This window comes from Gardnerella leopoldii, assembly GCF_003293675.1.
Lineage (GTDB): Bacteria > Actinomycetota > Actinomycetes > Actinomycetales > Bifidobacteriaceae > Bifidobacterium > Bifidobacterium leopoldii.
In genome coordinates this window covers 603,126-621,576 of the sequence record NZ_CP029984.1, presented here as the reverse complement: position 1 = coordinate 621,576, position 18,451 = coordinate 603,126, and the positions used below count along the sequence as shown (strand labels likewise).

Here is an 18,451-nt window from a genome sequence, read left to right as displayed (position 1 = left end):
AGCTTTAGCAAATATCTATTAGATCATCTGAAAATATCTAAACGCATCTTTTATTGCCTCTTCTTTTTCTATTGGACAAATTGGTTGTTTTAAGTCTTCTTTTTTAGGTTTATTATAATTTTCTCTTTCTTTAATTCCACATTTTTCTTTTACTTGTGCTATATACAAATTAGATACCTTAAATCCAAGCTTCTTAAAAACATAGTTTTGAATTTATTTATAGGTTGCTTTACTTTCGGCACTTGTTAAGTCCATATCATCCATCGGAAGTTCTACACTAATATATTTCTTTGAATCTAGTTTGGAAAGCAACACGATTGTCTCAACATGATGAGTGTTGGGATATATAACACAGAAAGCAACAGTTTCATATTATAAAAGCAAACAGTTCCAGAGTTCAGAAGGAAAAGTTTCATTGTATCCAAGAATTAAGAAACTAGACCCAACATACATGCCTCAAGATTTGCGCAAAGTTCACAACGAGCTAGATAAAATAGTAGACGTTGCTTTTGGTGCCACAAAGCCTTGCTCTAATAATGACGAGCGTTTGGAAATTCTCTTCAAATCCTATATTCGCATGACTAAGGAATGAATTTAAGTTAAATAAGTAGAAAAGCCCGACGAGATTTATGCGCCGGGCTTTTAGTGTATTCAGTTAGTTATTGTGTAACTTTACTTATTCTTATTGCTATCTTCTTTAGCAGTAATATCTTCTTTAGCTGCGCTATCTTCTTTTTCGCTATCTTCAGATTTATTTTCTTCAGACTTGCTATCTTCAGTAGCAACAACAGCAGTTGTGTCTATTGTCTCGAACTTTTCGCCTTTAATTGTGAACTCCCCCAGCAATCCTTCGCCTTCAGCATCCACCTTAATGTGTTCGCCGTCAGAAAGTTCACCAAGCAAAATCTTTTCAGAAATAGTATCCTCAATATCTCTCTGAATTACGCGACGCAACGGACGTGCACCAAGCAAAGGATCGAAGCCCTTCTGTGCAAGCAAATTCTTAGCGGCATCCGTAATTTCTAGAGACATGTGACGGTCAAACAGCCTGTCGTTAAGCAACTTCACGTCCATGTCAACAATTTTACGAACTTCTGGCTCTGTAAGCTGACGGAACACAATAGTGTCGTCCAAACGGTTTAAGAACTCTGGACGGAAATGACGCTTAAGCTCAGAATTAACCTGATCTTTCATGCGCTGATACGTGGAATCAGCGTTATTTCCAAGTGTAAAGCCAGTGTTTGCAGCCTTCGCAATATCGCGAGTACCAAGATTTGTGGTAAGAATAATAATCGTATTCTTAAAGTCCACTTTTCTACCCTGACCGTCTGTTAAGTGACCGTCATCGAGTACTTGCAAAAGCGTGTTGAAAATATCTGGATGAGCTTTTTCAATCTCGTCGAAAAGCACCACAGAGAATGGCTTTCTGCGAACTTTTTCAGTAAGCTCGCCGCCTTCTTCATATCCAACATATCCAGGAGGAGCACCGAAAAGCCTAGACGCAGCATACTTTTCTGCAAACTCTGACATGTCAACTCTAATTAAGGCATTATCGTCATCAAACAAGAAGTTTGCGAGTGCCTTGGCGAGCTCAGTTTTACCAACTCCAGTAGGACCGGCAAAAATAAACGATCCAGAAGGACGTTTAGGATCCTTCAAACCAACTCGAGCACGACGAATCGATCGAGCTAAAGCAGACACAGCTTCATCTTGACCAACAATACGCTTGTGAAGTTCAGATTCCATTTGAAGAAGCTTCTGCGATTCCGCTTGAGTAAGCTTTACTACAGGAATGCCTGTAGTGCTTGAAACAACGGAAGCGATCATGTCTTCGTCAACAACCATCTTGACGTTAGACTCGCCTTCGCGCCAAGCCTTTTCCTTCTCTGCAGCTTCATTCTCGAGCTTTTCTTGATCGTCGCGAAGATTGGCAGCTTCTTCAAAATCTTGCTGCTTGATTGCTTCATCTTTCTTTTCGGAAATCTTAGCAATCTTATGGTTTAATTCTTTGAGCTCAGGTGGCTGAGTCAATCGCTTAATACGCAAGCGCGCACCAGCTTCATCAATAAGATCAATAGCCTTATCTGGAAGGTGACGATCTTGAATGTAACGATCAGAAAGCTCAGCAGAAGACTGTAAAGCTCCATCGGTAATAGTTACATGATGGTGATTTTCGTAGCGAGAACGCAATCCCTTAAGAATCTCAATAGTTTCAGCAATTGTAGGTTCTGGAACTTGAATCGGCTGGAAACGACGCTCCAAAGCAGCATCTTTTTCAATATACTTGCGATACTCGTCAGTAGTAGTAGCACCAATTGTCTGTAGCTCTCCACGCGCAAGCATTGGTTTAAGCATATCGGATGCGCCAAGAGCTCCATCAGCAGAACCTGCTCCAACAATAGTGTGAATTTCATCAATAAAAAGCACAATATCGCCGCGTGTTTTAATTTCTTTAAGCACTTTCTTCAAGCGCTCTTCGAAATCGCCACGATAGCGAGATCCTGCAATCATTGAACCTAAGTCTAGCGAATAAACTTGCTTATTTTTTAACGTTTCAGGCACATCGCCTTCAACGATTTTCTGTGCGAGACCTTCTACAACTGCAGTCTTACCAACTCCAGGCTCGCCAATAAGCACAGGATTATTCTTCGTGCGTCGGCTAAGTACAACCATAACGCGTTCAATTTCTTCAGAACGACCTATAACAGGATCAAGCTTTCCTTCTTGAGCTTCAAATGTTAAATTGCGTCCAAATTGATCAAGAAGAGCAGAGCCGGATTGATTTCGCTTATCTTGTACACTTCCAGCATTAGCTAACTCGCCCTTCTCGCTACCGTTAGGAGCATTATCTCCACGAATTAAATCAACAGTAGTGCTTCGCAAATCTCCAAGATCAACTTCCATCTTTATAAGTACTTGCGTGCCCACACCTTCGCCTTCGCGTATAAGCCCTAGCAAAATATGCTCAGTACCAATATAACTGTGACCAAGCTGAAGAGCTTCGCGCAAACTCAGTTCAAGCACTTGCTTAGCGTGAGGCGTAAAAGGAATATGACCAGCAGGCGAAACAGTGCCTTTGCCGATCATCTCTTCAACCTGTTTGCGAGTGCCTTCTAGGTCTACGCCTTTTGAGCTTAACGCTTTCGCGGCAATGCCCTCACCTTCGCGAATAAGCCCGAGCAAAATATGCTCAGTACCAATATAATTGTGCTGAAGTGAGCGAGCCTCTTCCTGAGCTAGCACAATCACGCGTCGTGCGCGATCAGTGAACCGTTCAAACATAACTGCCTTCCGTTCTTTTCTTTCATTCCATGGTAACGAGTCGCCATGACGCGAAGCGTCGTATATATTTACTCATTCGTACAGCATTCCATAGCATCACAATAATCATGAATGATGAATCTAAATGTTCATATTTTCGTTTCTTGCATAATTACTTATGTTGTCTGCGAGATTTTCTTTTATATAATCGCATTGATGCGGATGTTGTAGTTTTTGAAGTGTCTTCAGATTCTTGTGGCTCTTCAATTTTTTCTGTTAACGGTATTTCTTCTGTAACAGAATTTTCGTCTGGCAAGTTTACTTCTGAAGAATCAGGATAATCTGCATCGTTTTGGGATTTTTCAGATTTTTCAGATTCATTAGCTACAGTCTCTTCAATTTTTTCAGTTTGATTTTTAACTTCAATTTCACGATTTTTGTCATCATTATTTTCATATAATTTTTCGTCAATAGTTGAATTGTCAATTAAATCAGGTTCAGATAAATTATTTTGTTCATCTTTGTCTGTTGAGGCTTCTTTTTTGTTGCGCAATTTTGAATCTAATTTTCTGCGCTTACGACGATGCATCTTACTGTCTTCAATTGCTTCCTCAATAAGCTCAACGTCTGCTCGCTCATCTCGTGGAGCTTGTTGCAAAATGTCAATATGATAATCGTCGTATGCGGGCTCAGATTGAATCCAAAGCTGCGATGGCTCAGGTGGTTCAATGTCAGAATGCTCACCACAAGCATGATCAAGCGAGACAACTCGCCCATCGTCTGGGCTCCACATGTTTGCGCATACACCAAACATAGAGCCTAAACTTCCAGCTAGAGGAATGAGGAATCCGCATGATGAACATGCTTTGCCATCGGCAATTTTTGTAGATAACGACTTTGGACCATGTTGACCTGCGTACCAGCGTTTAGCTGTTTGCGAAATTGCTTCCGCAGTCATTACTCGTCTGCGAGACAGTCTTAGCGTTGAAACAGCTTCTTCAAGATCTTCGTCAAAATCATTATTTGCATCGCAAGATTCTTGATTTTGATTAATATCTTTTTTTGCGTTTGCGTTTGTGTCTGCATCTTCTTCGCTAGTATTAGCTTCAGTATTATCTTCAGCCTCAGTATTAGCTTTAGCGTCATCTTCAGTTTTAGACTCAGAATTATCATCTGAATTTGCTGATTCTATATTCTTTTCAGAATTACTATCATCAATATTATTTACTTGACGGAAGCCATCTTCTAGTCGAGAATCGTCTTCAGATGTGCCAATAGAATCCATTACAGAAAGATCACTTGGTTTCAATCGGTCTTTCCATGGAATCCATGGTGGTGGAAGCAAAGAATCTTCAGTAGGAACAAGCGTTGATTCATTCACAGTCCAACGTTGCGTTTCCTCATCATGATACAACGTAACTGACCACTGCCAGCCTTCATATCCAACTAAATTGCTTACGAAACGAAAGTCTGTAACTCCGTCACCAAGCTCTGTAGAAGATACAAAATCACCTACTGCACCAGTACGTTCTGAAGTTTCCACAGCTATACTTCTAGCTAGTTCTTGTGGATCCATCACTTCATCAGTCATAAATAATATTCCAGACACTATTCCTGAACGTCAAAATTATCTGCCACTGCACGCAACAATGTAGCAAGTTTTTTGCTTTCAGCAGTTGATGGATAATGACGTCGACGCAAACCATTACCAGCAGAATCAAGAAGTTTAATAAGATCTTCTACAATAGCCGCCATATCTTCGGCTTTAGGACGAGTAGCCTTGACAAGCGACGGTGCTGTTGCAATAACATTCAAACCCATCGCCTGTGGTCCTTTGCGACCTTCAATTACAGAAAACTCAACTCGTGTACCCTTGTGTAGAGTTTTTACAGTAACTGGCAATGCTGCTGCTGGCAGGAAAACATCCTTACCATCATCTCCAACAATAAAGCCGTACCCCTTCTGCGTATCGTACCAACGCACGCGCCCATTGGGCATAACACACCTCACTCCAAATAATTCTCATTTCGCACGCTGAAGTGCACAAGGCATCAAGCATCAGCATATGCGATAGGTCTATAGATAGTGTACCAAATATTATTATTACTTGTTTCCTTATTACATTGTAGCGCATACACGCGGGCAATAAAATTTTTTTAACCTACGCAAGTGTTACTCATGCCAATATTTTAATCGCTAACAAGTTTAGAAGGATCTTCAATTTCATTAACTGGCAGCACTACAGTAAGAGTTAAGCCATGAGGTTTAACATCTATCGGCTCAGACCCATCCATAGTGTCATCAAGATTAGTTTTAGAATCGGTCGATGCTTCTGATGGAGAAGATATAGTTGCGCAAATAAAACCATGATGTGCTTTTACTACAGATTGCGCAATTGCCATACCCAAGCCAGTTCCACCTTTTTCTCTAGCTCTTGATGGGTCAGCAATATAGAAACGCTCGAAAATTCTAGATAAAGATTCTTCTGGAACTCCAGGACCATGGTCAACAACTCGAATTACAGCATACTTATGACCAGTATCAGTAGATTGGCTAACTTCCGCTGCTTCCAAAAACTCCTTCAGTGATTCTTTTACAGAAGGTAATTTAGATAATTCATTTGGAGTTATAGATGCCTTCATAACTCCTACTGCAATTTCTACAGGAGAATCAACAGGGGTGTATCTATGAATATTTCCTACGATATTTGTCATTACTTGGCGTAATCTAGCGCCATCGCCAAGTAACATAACACTTGGAAGTTTTCCAGCATGGAATTGGAGCTTACGCTCAAAATTGCAATTTGTGCAATTCATAAGCTTCCACTCATCCGAAATAGTCAAATAGCCTTGCTGAACGGATCTAGCAGGATCAAGAGCATGTAAATCATTAGCTGCGTCAGAAAGTATTGGAGACAAGCTAACTTGCTGTGAAATATTAATTCCACGACCTTCATCAAAACGCGCCAAAGAAAGTAAATCTTCTACTAGCTCAGTCATTCTTTCGCTAGAAGCTTTAATGTGAGCAATAGAGTCATCTGCTCTCTCCTGCTCTCCTGGCATGTTGCGCCACATTGTATACAATTCAGCGTATCCATGAATTGCAGCCAATGGAGTACGTAATTCATGACTTGCATCTGAAACGAATCGCTTCATTTTTTCTGTCATATCTTCTTGCTCATTAAATCCTCTTTCAATACGAGCGAGCATAGAGTTAAGAGAAGCTGCTAAAGATCCAACCTCAGTATTTTCAGGAGCAGATGGAACTCGTTTGCTTAAATCTCCAGAAGCAATTTTCGAAGCTGTTTTTTCAATTCGTTTTAACGGTCTTAAAGCTGATTGAATAATAATTGCTGCAAATACTGCTCCAAACAAAATAACTGCAATACTTACCATTATGCAGTAACGAGTAAGTGTGCTAACGGTGTCAATTTGATCGCTAAGAGATAAAGCAATATAGACGTAACCGCTAACGCTTAACTCTGAGTTATAGTTATTCTTTTGACCCCACGTTAATACTAAAACTCTCCATGGTGATTTTGCAGCTTTTTTAGTGATTGCATCGACTTTATTGGTATTTCCCCTGACGATTGCAGGTGCTGTGTAAGGTTTGTGAGTAACAATTTTTTTACTATCAAAACCGTCTGCAGGAAGTTTAGGAACCGAAACAATCGATCCTTTAATTTTTGGTATTAACGGAGTAGAAATAATCTTATTATGCGTATCCCTAACTTGCATAAAGTAATTATTCGGACCTACTGAAGATTGATTTGAGTTTTTCATGCGCAATGAATCAACATTGTCATAAACAAATTGCGCTTGACCGGCTAATTGTGCATCAGTTTTTTCTAGCAAATAATTTCCTACGAGCTGCTGGATCGATAGTGATATGCAAAAAGCAGCTACAGTTAAAATAGCGAGAGTACATGCAACTAAGCGCGTACTCAGTGGTATTGTATTTATGCGACGACGTAGCCAACAGGTTTTACGAGGTTTTTTATCTCTTTTGTCATTTTCGCTTAGCACTATCGCAACACTTTTTCCAGCAGTGCTAACATCTGAATCATCTTTAGAGTTATTATTCGTACTGTTGCTAATAGTTGATTCAGCATTATCGTAGTTATTATTACTAGATTGCATGATCAGGCTTGACCTGCCTTAGGTTCTCGAATCATATAACCGATGCCACGTTTAGTTTCAATAAGAGGAACTACTTTTTGCGGCTTTCCTGAATCGTCAGTAATTTCAATGCCATCAATCTTCTTTCTTAAATAAGAAATATAAGATTCAACTATCGCTGCGTCTCCGCCCCAATCGTACTGCCATACATGATTCAAAATCTGGCTTTTTGACAGAACTCGACCTTCATTGTCCATAAGATAATGAAGTAGTTTGTATTCAGTTGGGCTAAGTTCGATTGGCATACCGCATCGAGTTACATCATGAGAATCTTCATTAATCTCAAGATCCGCAACTTTTATAATATGAGTTTCTTCATCAGGTTCTTGTGTTCTGCGAAGAATTGCTCGTATTCTTGCCACTACTTCTTCCAAGCTGAATGGCTTTGTAACGTAGTCATCTCCACCAACAGTTAGACCCATAATTTTATCTTGTGTATCGTCTCTTGCAGTTAGGAACAATACGGGAACTTTAATTCCATTTTGACGAATACGCCTCGTAACAGTAAAACCATCAATATCTGGGAGCATAACATCCATAACGATAAGATTCGGATTTACTCGTTCAATTACTTCAACAGCTTCTGAGCCGGATGCGGCAGTTTCTACTTCAAACCCAGCAAAATGCAAAGATGCTACCAAAAGTTCACGGATTGATGGCTCGTCATCGACCACGACAATAGATGCTTCAACGTTCTTACTCATATTGATTAGCATCACTTATCAAGCTGAATGTTTCCTGAATAATTGCTGAAAATAAAACAAGTTATCGAATATTTTTTGTCTACCTGTGACGAGCGTGCCTTCTACGAGCTTTTCTAGCACCAGCAAGTATTTGACGTTGTATGCGATTCTTTCTAAACAGAATAATCGCGACTATTGAGAATAATGCCAACAATATTAATAGCATAATAATTGTAGAAATAAGACTTGCAGAAGAAGTTGTTGACGTACGTTTTGCACGCATTATTTGTTTCATCATCATTATTGCAGATTGATCCCAATGCGTTCCAGTTGTGCTTACTAATGGCTTATAAGCTGCATCGGATAACGAGTCTACAGTATTTTTATTTTTGAGCCATTCATCGGAATTAGGTGAAACAGCTACAACTAATCTTCCATCATGAGTTGCTAGTGCAAGCAGCACAGTATTTTTAGCTGGAAGCGTACTAATCAACAAATCACTAGCCCATTTTGATGGATTTTTTGTATTTCCAAAAGTAGACAAATATAAGAGCCTAACATTTACTCCTGTACGCTTTTTTGTTGTCTCAATCATGTCAGCAACTTTACTGACAGAATCCCCAAGCAAATTTTCTGTGTCTGTTATTGAGTCTGTTGCAACTATTCCAGAATTTTGCTCATTACTTTCAGCATATGCATTAATTGTATTTACTCTATTTAAAGGTGAAAATATGAGCGAATTTATTGGAAGAGTTGGAAGAATAAAAGAAAAACTAAATAAAAATGCCATTAATAAAAGCAATACGCGTTTAGCTAAAAATAGTTTTGAGCGAGGAAGCTGGTAGTTAAAATTTGCAACGCGCGTGCAAGATAAGCTTTTAACCACATTGGCGCATAAATCTTTTTCGTACTTTTTTGATGGCATATATTCATAATAGCGTGACATCACACAAGTAAAAGTAGCATTATAAAAATCTTTGCTTAATTTATGTGAAATGTTTCGCAAAAATAATTTATAAAGAAGCGTTTATTTAGACGCAAAACAAATGGAGGGGAAATATGGCACAATTTCGAGTTGATTCAGAGCAAATTCAGCAGGCTGCGGCAGCCGTTGGAACCTCGGTTAGTGCAATTAGAGATGCAGTCAACGGGATGTATGCCAATTTACAGCAATTACAAAGCGTGTGGACTGGATCGGCGGCTACACGATTTGCGTCGACCGCTCAGCAATGGCGAGCAGCGCAACAACAAATGGAACAATCGCTAGAAGCAATTCAGCAAGCTATGCAACATGCATCAGGAGTGTATCTTGATGCTGAAACGCAAGCTACTTCGTTATTTGGGATGAGCTGATTAATGTGATGAAAAAGTAAATGGCGACACGCTTACATTGAGCATGCCGCCATTTACTTAAACTATTGAGTTTTAGACTTTTGAGCCACTTTTATTTTTTATTTAGTAGCCCATGTCGGCACCAGCTTGTGGTGCAGCAGCTGCCTTCTCAGGCTTGTTGGCAACAACAGCTTCAGTAGTTAAGAACAAACCAGCAATAGAAGCTGCATTCTGTAGAGCAGAACGAGTTACCTTAACTGGGTCAGTAACGCCGGCAGCCATCAAATCTTCGTAAGTGTTAGTTGCAGCATTGAAGCCTTCGCCTTCTGGAAGTTCGCGTACCTTGTTGAGAACGACGTCTCCAGAAACACCAGAGTTTTGAGCGATCTGCTTGATTGGAGCTTCTACAGCACGGAACACAATTGCAGCACCTGTAGCTTCTTCACCCTTAAGCTCTGTGATAGCTGGTGTCTTTTCAATCTTCGCAGCAGCCTGAACCAAAGCTACGCCACCGCCTGGAAGCAAACCTTCCTCAATGGCAGCCTTAGCATTACGAACTGCATCTTCAATGCGATGCTTGCGTTCCTTAGCTTCGACTTCAGTAGCAGCGCCAACCTTAATAACAGCAACGCCACCAGCGAGCTTAGCAAGACGCTCTTGCAACTTTTCGCGATCGTAATCAGAATCAGTGCTCTCAATTTCGGCGCGAATCTGAGCTACGCGAGCATCAACATCTTCCTTTGAGCCAGCACCGGAAACGATAGTTGTTTCATCCTTAGAAACAATCACCTTAGCTGCATGACCGAAAACCGAAGCATCGATTGAATCAAGCTTCAAACCAAGATCGTCGGACACAACCTGTGCACCGGTCAAAATAGCCATATCCTGGAGCATAGCCTTACGACGATCGCCGAATCCTGGAGCTTTAACAGCAACAGTATTGAAAGTTCCACGAATCTTGTTCAAAACAAGCGTTGGCAATGCTTCACCATCAACATCTTCAGCAATAATAAGCAATGGCTTACCAGACTTCATAACAAGCTCAGCGATGTGGACGATATCCTGCTGGCTTGAAACCTTGCCAGAAGTGAGCAAAATGTATGGATCTTCAAGAACAGCAGTTTGATCGTCAGCGTTAGTGACGAAGTAAGGGGAAATATAACCCTTATCAAAGCGCATACCTTCAGTGAAGTCCAAGTCAAGACCAAACTTGTTGTTGTCTTCAACTGTGACAACACCATCCTGACCGACTTTATCCAAAGCTTCAGCGATCTTTTCGCCAACTTCAGGATCAGCTGCAGAAATCGTAGCAGTAGCAGCAATCTGTTCCTTGGTCTCAACATCCTTTGCAGAAGCAAGCAATTCCTTAACGATTGCTTCAGCAGCCTTTTCAATGCCGCGACGAAGAGCAATTGGGTTGCTTCCTGCAACAACGTTCTTCAAACCTTCATGCACCAAAGACTGTGCCAAAACAGTAGCAGTTGTGGTTCCGTCGCCTGCAACGTCATCAGTCTTCTTAGCTACTTCTTTAACAAGTTCGGCGCCAATACGCTCGTATGGATCTTCAAGATCAATTTCCTTAGCAATAGAAACACCATCGTTAGTAATGGTTGGAGCGCCGTAGGCTTTGTCAAGCACAACGTTTCGACCCTTTGGACCAAGTGTAACCTTAACAGTGTCTGCAAGCTTATCAAGACCTGCGAGCATACCCTGACGGGCGTCCTCTTCATAGGCAATAATCTTTGCCATTATTCCTCCACATACGTTATTTATGGACTTTTCACTGCAATCTTGAGTAATAAGCCGTCAGCTGCTTATTATCACTCTCAAGGCTTGAGTGCTAATTTGAAGATTAGCACTCTATGTACCCGAGTGCCAACTTTTTTGGCGTTTATACACAAAAACCGGTTAGAAATAATTCTAACCGGTTATTTTTATGCGAAAAATATTACTTGCAAAGCACAACTACAATCGGAGAAACGATTTCTTTTTCGTTTTCGACAGCGCTAATACCTAAAGTCTTTGCAATATCTTCAGCTGCAGCTTTTTGGGAATCGTCTTTATACCAAACAACAGATTCGCTTGGGACTTTACCAGTTGGATTTCCAGCTGTCACATTTGCGTATCCTGCTTGCTTTAACTTATCTGCGCCAGCAGCAGCATGACCGCTTATCTTGGTTGCGTTAAGAACTTTCACAGCAACTGATTTGTCCAGTGAAGTTTGTGCTTTAGAATCATTTGCTGAATTATCTTTAGAGTCATCAGCATCTTTCTTATCTGATTTATTTTCTTCAGATTTATTATTATCGTCGTCATCATCTTCGTCTTCAGAAGATTTATCTTCGTCGCTTTTAGCAGACTTTTTGTTTTCAGAAGGCTTAGCAGGAGATGTTGATTGAGATGATTGTTGCTGATGGTTCCAAGGCAACGGAAGATGTGAGATTTCACCAGAAGCAATAGCCCAAACCAAAACGCCAACAACCGCCGCAATGATTAATGCAACAAAATAAGGAAGTATTACGGCATACCACGCAGGATTTCCACGATGAACTCCAACTGGTCCCTCTGGTGGCTCATCAAAAGCATCAGGCGTATACGACACGTTCTGATTATTTCGCGCCATAATTGCACTCCTTATAAAAGATCATTTAAACAACAATGAATCTATATTATCCAATGCTTAGCACAAAGCACAAATTTAGAAAATTTGATTAATTTCCTTTTATGGTATGCCTTGACATACAGTAGCAATATGAATCCTCAAAATATTAAACCTTTAAACGAGCTAATGGATCCTGATTGGGCTGAAGCATTAAAGCCAGTTGAGCCACAAATACGCGCAATGGGAGTATTTTTGCGAGAGCAGATAGAAAGCGGACATCATATTCTTCCTGCTAGCCACAATATTTTGCGTGCTTTTTCTATTCCACTAAAAAGCATTAAAGTTTTAATTGTTGGCCAGGATCCATATCCAACGCCGGGCCATCCAGTAGGCTTAAGTTTTTGCACAGCTGCAAAAGTGCGCCCACTGCCAAAAAGTCTCATAAACATTTATAAAGAATTAGTAAACGATTTAGGCGTAGAAACTCCAAAGAGTGGAGATCTAACACCGTGGACCAGGCAGGGTGTGATGCTTCTTAACAGATGTTTAACTGTTGAGGCTGGTAAGGCAAATAGCCACCAAGGAAAAGGTTGGGAGCCTGTAACCGATGCAGCTATTCGAGCATTAAACAATAGAACTGATTGCAATGGTAATCCATTGCCGCTTGTAGCTATTTTATGGGGTCGTAATGCGCAAAGTTTGGCTCCTTTGCTGACGAATGCAACTCTTATTACATCAGCGCACCCAAGCCCTCTTTCTGCAATGCGAGGATTCTTTGGATCGCATCCATTTTCAAGAGCTAATCAGGCTTTAATTAATATGGGAGTTTCGCCAATTAATTGGTCCCTAGATTCTCAAGAAATCTAATTGTCTTAAATATTGCAAATTATCTTATAAAGACAATAAAAATGCCATTTTTGAACATGTCAGTACTGCATATCGGTTAAAATGTCTCTTATGGCATTATTTCCACCGCAACCACAGAAGAAACCGTTAACCGATAAAACTTCAATTGCTTCTAAGCTTGGCATTGGATCAGCTGTACCTCAGCCGTCTGCTGTTTCTAATACAAGTGCGCAAGTTACTGCAACTATTTCGAGTGATGACATACGTCGTTGCCAACAAATTGCAAATATTTTGCGCGCACGTTTTGCACAAACCTTAGTCGGTCAAGACGCTTTACGAGAGTCTCTTATCCTTACTCTTATTGCAGGCGGACACATTCTTATTGAATCAGTACCAGGTCTCGCAAAAACTACTGCTGCTCAAACTCTTGCAACAGCTATGTCAGGTAGTTTCCGTCGTGTGCAGTGTACTCCGGATTTAATGCCAGCAGATTTAGTTGGTACTCAAGTTTTTGATTTTGCTTCCCAACGTTTTACTACGCAAATTGGTCCTATCCATGCAAATGTTATTTTGTTGGATGAGATTAATCGTTCAAACGCAAAAACTCAATCTGCAATGCTTGAAGCTATGGCAGAAGGAGCAACAACTATTGGAGGCGAAAGAATTCCTCTGCCTCAACCATTTATGGTTATTGCTACGCAAAATCCAATTGAGGAAGAAGGAACATTTAATCTTCCAGAAGCCCAGATGGATCGTTTTATGGTAAAAGCAGTTATGACTTACCCTAATCCTGACGAGGAAGTTCGTATGCTGCAATTACTTACTCAACGAGGATCGGATGTCGTTGATCCTTCAAAGCTAAATACTCAACGCATAAGTTTGCAAGATGTTGTTTTTATGCGTACTGCAGCGCGTCACATACACGTTTCTGAAGCAGTTATGAAGTATGTAGTTGATCTTGTTGCCACTTCTCGCGGTGAAGGTACGCATCCACTTCCTACGATTAATTCATTGGTTCGTATGGGAGCTAGCCCTCGTGCATCAATTGCACTTATTCGTATTGCTCAAGCTCACGCTTTACTTTCTGGACGCGATTATGTGATACCTGAAGATATTAAATTGTTTGCGCATGAAGTGTTAAGGCATCGCATACTTTTAACTTTTGAAGCTTTAGCTGATTCTATTACTACAGATCAAGTAATTGATGCATTAGTTAAGACGGTTCCTGTGCCATGATGCGTACGAAGCGGTTAGTATTATCTGAACCTGCTAAAGCCGTGCGTCGCAAAATTGAGCTTTTGGATCAGCGAATTGATTTGCCTATTGCGCGTAAAGCTTTAGGCTTATTAGAGGGAGACCATCCTTCGCACAGGCGTTTTGGCACAGGTGATGTTATTGACATACACGCATGGCAGCCAGGAGATGAAGCTCGCATGATGAACTGGTCTGCGAGCGCTCGAACTGGACAGCCTATGGTGTCTTCTAGAGAGCGTACTTCGTCTTCTCATACTTGGATTGCTTTAGATACAAGCATAAATATGAATGGAGCTTGTGTTTCTGGAGAATCTCTGTATGAAGTTGCGTCTAATTCTGCATGCTTTTTTGCGTCTTTGAGTTTAAAACGTCATGATGCTGTTTCGTTGTTGTGTGCAGATGGAAAAAATGTTATCAATGTTCATGCTGCTAGCAACTTTTCTGATTTTGAGCGAAATCTAGATTATACGTTGCTTAATACTCGTAAAAATACCAGAGATATTGATGCGTTGCTTACTTCGCTACTAAAAAATATTGACAATAATGGTCTGGTAGTTTTAATAACTGATGAGTATGCATTACAAGCTCATAACGCTGAATCTTTGCGCAAAATTACGCAAAACCATAAGCTTGTTGTTATTGTTATTTCTCCTATTAATCCTTTTGATTCTGCAATTGATTTGCAAATATTTGATGGAATTACTTTACGTAAAGTACCGGCGTTTTTGAAAAAAGAATCAAATAAAAATGAAGTTGAAGCTCGTAGAAATATTAGAATAAACGCTTTATACGATATGCTGCTTGGTGTTCAATCTTCAATAATTCATGGTTCTTCAAGTGAAGAAGTTTTCCATATTTCTGCGCAAAAAGTGAGCCGTACAAATTATCTTGCTGACTCATTTAGCAAGGAGGTTGAATAGAATGAGCCTGGAAGATATTCAAAAGCCTTTGCATGATGAAACGCTTTTTTTAATACTACTTTCTGCATCGCTTGTTGTTATCTTTATTGCTTTTGCGGTTTTATATTTTTCTTTTAAAAAGCCAAAGAAATTAGCTGAAAGTAGCAATTCTACAGAAGCAGTTCACGTTCATAATGTAAACAAACAAGCTTGGCGTAAAGATATTGATGCGATTGTTGAGAAGTATCATAACAATGAACTTACTAAAGATCAGGCTTGTGCAAAATTGGCGTTTATTGCTAGATCTTATATTTCGAAGATGAGCGGTGAAGATATTCAAACTCACACTTTGGGAGAATTGGCTTCTTTGCGTTTGAAATGGCGCAATAAAAAAAGTGCTGATATGTTACGCCAAACAATATCTGCTTTGTATCCTCCAGAATTTGCTGATCGCAAAGCAAACGAGCAAGCGCGAAATACTACTGTTGAGCAGGCTGCTGAATGGGTTTTAGTATTGCTTGAAGGCTGGCAAACGAAGGACAAACGTTGATGAGTAATAATGTTTGGGAATACATATGGCCATGGAGATGGCAATGGCCGCTGCTTTTTGTTGCAGGTGTTGTTGTTTCTGTAGCAATTTTTGCTGTCTTACTAATTTTAGATTCCATTCGTAGCAATATTTTAAAAAAGAAGTATAAGAGTCAAACTAGTAATATTACGCGAAAATTCTATACTTTTACTTTTGACAATGATCTACAAGGAACTACTACTAGTCATTCATGGTATATGTGGCGAATGTTTAGAAGGTTTGCTACGGCTGCATTGGTAGTATCTTTGTGCAGTGCGCTTGCTATTGCTTCCAGACCAGCACGAGTGTTTAATGCGAACGAGCAAGTTAGTTCTAGAGACATTGTTTTATGCTTAGACGTTTCAGGTTCTGCTCTACCATATGATCGCGAAGTGATTCAAGCGTATCTTAATTTTATTGAGCATTTTCAGGGTGAACGCATTGGATTGAGCATTTTTAACTCCACATCTAGGACAGTTTTTCCACTGACTGACGACTATCGATTGGCTAAAAAACAATTGCAATATGCTGCAAATTTGCTTGGCGGAGTTCAATCGCAAAGTCGCATTAATCGTTTACAACAACGTCAATATCAAGAAATTTCTGACTGGCTTGAAGGAACTCAAAATCGCAAAAACGCAACATCGCTTATTGGAGACGGTTTAGTTAGTTGCGCAGCAATGCTTCCAGGTTTTATTTATGGTTCTGCTCATAATAACCATAAAATACAAAGCCGTTTTAATAGAAGTTCTTCTATTGTTCTTGCTACAGATAATGTTGTTTCTGGAAAACAAACTTACTCATTAAAGCAAGCTTTAGATTTAACAAAGCAGGCTAAAATTACTGTCGATGGGTTATATTCTGGCGCAAAACAGAATGAGAATGATGACACTACATTAGAAATGAAACAGCTTATTGAATCTCATGGTGGAATTTTCCTGTCTCAACGCAATTCTGATTCCGTTATTAATTTAGTAAAAGAAATTGAAAAAAGACATACAGCAATTCCTCAAGGCGCTGCTCAGTCTGCATTTAGTGACGATCCTGGTCTTTGGGTTTTGTTTACTGTGTTTAGCGTTGTGATTTGGCTAGCTATTGCAAAGAAGATGAAGCGATGACAACAACACTATTTTCTGCTACTACCCTACTGTTTGCACACGCTAAAATTGAAGCTTCTGACACTTCTCAAGCAGGTCAGTTGGTTTTTTCTCCATCATATGGTTGGATTATTGCGATTATTGCAATATTGGTTTTGTTGGCAGCAATGTTTTTTGAAATTGTGCCTATACGCAGGAAACCTGAATCAAGTGATGAAACTTTTTGCATGAGATTAAGACGTATTGGCATATGTATAATGCTAATAATTTGCGTGCTATCTCCAAGTATTATGCGTTCAACTTTACAAAGAGCAGTAAATGCAACAAACGTGATTATTGCTCTAGATATAACAGGTTCAATGAGAGCAAAAGACGCTGATTATGCAAAAAATAGTAAGATTGAGCGTATTGAAGCAGCAAGGAATATTATTCATCAAATAACAAAATCCTATGCTAACTCAAGTTTTGCTGCTATTTCTTTTGGTGCTTCTACGTCTGTTGATGTCCCATTGACGCCTGATGCTAGAGCAGTTGACAATTGGATAAATACTCTACGAACTGAGCCAACTAGCGTAGCTACTGGAACTAGTCTTGACGCACCTATAGATCAAACTTTGCTTACTGCAAAAGCTATACATGATGCTCATCCAGATGACACAACAGTTTTGTATGTTATAAGCGACGGTGAGGAAACAACTCAACGGAAGCGCCGCACATTTTCATCGCTCAGAGCTTATATTACTAACGCATTTGTTATTGGAATAGGCTCATCTAAAGGAGCTAAAATACCTTTGGAAAAAACACAGCTGCAACTTGACGACTACAGCGAAAACAATACCTCTAATCAATGGGTTATTGATCCTGCTACGGGCAATCCTGGCATTTCAAAGCTTGATGAAAAGAACTTACGAAATATTGCCGATGAGCTTAGCGGCAAGTATATGCACTCATCTTTAAATGTAACATTTGGAGACGAAGCAAAACCAATTCTTTCACACCAATGGAGAATGAACGAGACAGCAAAGCCTCGTTTGAGACCTGAACCAATTATTTGGCCGTTTGCAATATTTGCGTCGATACTTTTAATTTGGGAATTAATGTCGTGGTTTATAACTTCAAGGAAATTAGTATGAAGCACATGTCTAGTCGCACAATTATTCGCATTGTTACATTCTTGTTCTTGATTATTGCGATATTAATAGCGTATTTTGCTATCGTAAATTGGAGAGCACAATACGCATATAATGCTGCTACTGATAGCCTTATTTCTAACATAAAATCTTCCAAGAGTATCGATAGCGACAAGAATGTGCTTTTAACTCAGCAACAGCAAACTGATGCTCAATTTGATGATGCTAAATCTCAAGAAATGATGCTGCTTCCTCAACTTCGAAGTAGTATTGACAAAAATGCTGAATTATCACGAAAGTTAACAGAAAAATTAAAGCAGAATCAAAACAATACTAATAAGCAACAGAAACCGAAAAAGCATAACAATCATTTTAAAAACGATAATTCTGACAATCCTTCTAAAGATAAAAAGCAGTCAGATTCGTCTAAGCCTCAGTTGGACAATACTCAGCGCAATAAAGTTGAAAACTTGCTAAAACAGAACGATCATGTGGATTCTAAATATTCACAGGATCAAGAAGACCAGCAAGGTTTAGAAAAGACAGAAAAACGTACTAAAACTGATGAAAGCAGCAATAAGCCTTGGTAATTAAATCTTCA

18 protein-coding genes are annotated in these 18,451 nt (G+C 39.7%); 9 read left to right on the top strand and 9 right to left on the bottom strand.

Going from position 1 to position 18,451, the window contains the following annotated elements; genetic code table 11:
• Positions 1-18 precede the first annotated feature (18 nt).
• A complete protein-coding gene (locus DOD25_RS06425) occupies positions 19-168 on the bottom strand; it encodes a hypothetical protein (protein WP_196776773.1) in 150 nt (49 codons plus the stop codon).
• A gap of 247 nt (positions 169-415) precedes the next feature.
• Here DOD25_RS06425 and DOD25_RS02630 point away from each other — a divergent pair, with 247 nt between their 5' ends.
• Entirely contained in the window at positions 416-592 is a 177-nt protein-coding gene (locus tag DOD25_RS02630; protein ID WP_231880161.1) for a type IIL restriction-modification enzyme MmeI, read from the top strand.
• Positions 593-672: 80 nt separating this feature from the next.
• Here DOD25_RS02630 and DOD25_RS02625 read toward each other — a convergent pair whose 3' ends face one another.
• The 6 genes from DOD25_RS02625 to DOD25_RS02595 all read right to left on the bottom strand — a co-directional run bounded on the left by DOD25_RS02625 (position 673) and on the right by DOD25_RS02595 (position 9,128).
• The gene (locus DOD25_RS02625) at positions 673-3,282 is read right to left on the bottom strand and encodes an ATP-dependent Clp protease ATP-binding subunit (protein WP_064340185.1); all 2,610 of its coding nucleotides are present in this window, start codon (positions 3,280-3,282) and stop codon (positions 673-675) included.
• A gap of 151 nt (positions 3,283-3,433) precedes the next feature.
• Positions 3,434-4,852: a DUF3027 domain-containing protein gene (locus tag DOD25_RS02620; RefSeq protein ID WP_064340184.1), complete on the bottom strand. Its 1,419-nt coding sequence runs from the start codon at positions 4,850-4,852 to the stop codon at positions 3,434-3,436.
• A 17-nt stretch (positions 4,853-4,869) separates the two neighbouring features.
• The gene (locus DOD25_RS02615; RefSeq protein ID WP_004106732.1) at positions 4,870-5,259 is read right to left on the bottom strand and encodes a cold-shock protein; all 390 of its coding nucleotides are present in this window, start codon (positions 5,257-5,259) and stop codon (positions 4,870-4,872) included.
• 191 nt (positions 5,260-5,450) lie between these two features.
• Positions 5,451-7,400, bottom strand: a complete 1,950-nt coding sequence (locus DOD25_RS02605; RefSeq protein ID WP_112928644.1) for a sensor histidine kinase — start codon at positions 7,398-7,400, stop codon at positions 5,451-5,453.
• Between the two features lie 2 nt (positions 7,401-7,402).
• Positions 7,403-8,143: a response regulator transcription factor gene (locus DOD25_RS02600; RefSeq protein WP_004106736.1), complete on the bottom strand. Its 741-nt coding sequence runs from the start codon at positions 8,141-8,143 to the stop codon at positions 7,403-7,405.
• Between the two features lie 79 nt (positions 8,144-8,222).
• Positions 8,223-9,128, bottom strand: coding sequence for a hypothetical protein (locus tag DOD25_RS02595; protein ID WP_112928642.1), 906 nt, complete (start codon positions 9,126-9,128; stop codon positions 8,223-8,225).
• Between the two features lie 53 nt (positions 9,129-9,181).
• Between DOD25_RS02595 and DOD25_RS02590 the strand changes: the two genes are divergently transcribed.
• Positions 9,182-9,475 (top strand): WXG100 family type VII secretion target, encoded by a 294-nt coding sequence (locus tag DOD25_RS02590; RefSeq protein WP_004106739.1) that lies wholly within the window; start codon positions 9,182-9,184, stop codon positions 9,473-9,475.
• Positions 9,476-9,577: 102 nt separating this feature from the next.
• On the opposite strand, the gene groL is transcribed toward DOD25_RS02590, so the two are convergent.
• Together groL and DOD25_RS02580 are read right to left on the bottom strand one after the other, a co-directional pair.
• Positions 9,578-11,203, bottom strand: coding sequence for a chaperonin GroEL (gene groL / locus DOD25_RS02585; protein WP_004106741.1), 1,626 nt, complete (start codon positions 11,201-11,203; stop codon positions 9,578-9,580).
• Between the two features lie 199 nt (positions 11,204-11,402).
• Positions 11,403-12,077, bottom strand: coding sequence for a LytR C-terminal domain-containing protein (locus DOD25_RS02580; RefSeq protein ID WP_112928640.1), 675 nt, complete (start codon positions 12,075-12,077; stop codon positions 11,403-11,405).
• Between the two features lie 129 nt (positions 12,078-12,206).
• On the opposite strand from DOD25_RS02580, the gene DOD25_RS02575 reads away from it, so the two are divergent.
• From DOD25_RS02575 to DOD25_RS02545, 7 genes are all read left to right on the top strand, one after another.
• Positions 12,207-12,923, top strand: coding sequence for a uracil-DNA glycosylase (locus DOD25_RS02575; protein WP_004106746.1), 717 nt, complete (start codon positions 12,207-12,209; stop codon positions 12,921-12,923).
• Between the two features lie 90 nt (positions 12,924-13,013).
• The gene (locus DOD25_RS02570) at positions 13,014-14,138 is read left to right on the top strand and encodes an AAA family ATPase (RefSeq protein WP_004119505.1); all 1,125 of its coding nucleotides are present in this window, start codon (positions 13,014-13,016) and stop codon (positions 14,136-14,138) included.
• Positions 14,135-15,076, top strand: coding sequence for a DUF58 domain-containing protein (locus DOD25_RS02565; RefSeq protein ID WP_064340180.1), 942 nt, complete (start codon positions 14,135-14,137; stop codon positions 15,074-15,076). The genes DOD25_RS02570 and DOD25_RS02565 overlap by 4 nt, the downstream gene beginning before the upstream one ends.
• Before the next feature lies 1 nt (position 15,077).
• Positions 15,078-15,605: a hypothetical protein gene (locus DOD25_RS02560; RefSeq protein ID WP_112928638.1), complete on the top strand. Its 528-nt coding sequence runs from the start codon at positions 15,078-15,080 to the stop codon at positions 15,603-15,605.
• The gene (locus tag DOD25_RS02555) at positions 15,605-16,741 is read left to right on the top strand and encodes a vWA domain-containing protein (RefSeq protein ID WP_064340179.1); all 1,137 of its coding nucleotides are present in this window, start codon (positions 15,605-15,607) and stop codon (positions 16,739-16,741) included. Before DOD25_RS02560 ends, DOD25_RS02555 begins: the two co-directional genes overlap by 1 nt.
• Positions 16,738-17,853: a vWA domain-containing protein gene (locus DOD25_RS02550; RefSeq protein ID WP_004119495.1), complete on the top strand. Its 1,116-nt coding sequence runs from the start codon at positions 16,738-16,740 to the stop codon at positions 17,851-17,853. The genes DOD25_RS02555 and DOD25_RS02550 overlap by 4 nt, the downstream gene beginning before the upstream one ends.
• Complete coding sequence (locus tag DOD25_RS02545) at positions 17,850-18,440, top strand: DUF6466 family protein (RefSeq protein WP_004119493.1); 591 nt, start codon at positions 17,850-17,852, stop codon at positions 18,438-18,440. Before DOD25_RS02550 ends, DOD25_RS02545 begins: the two co-directional genes overlap by 4 nt.
• Positions 18,441-18,451: the final 11 nt, after the last annotated feature.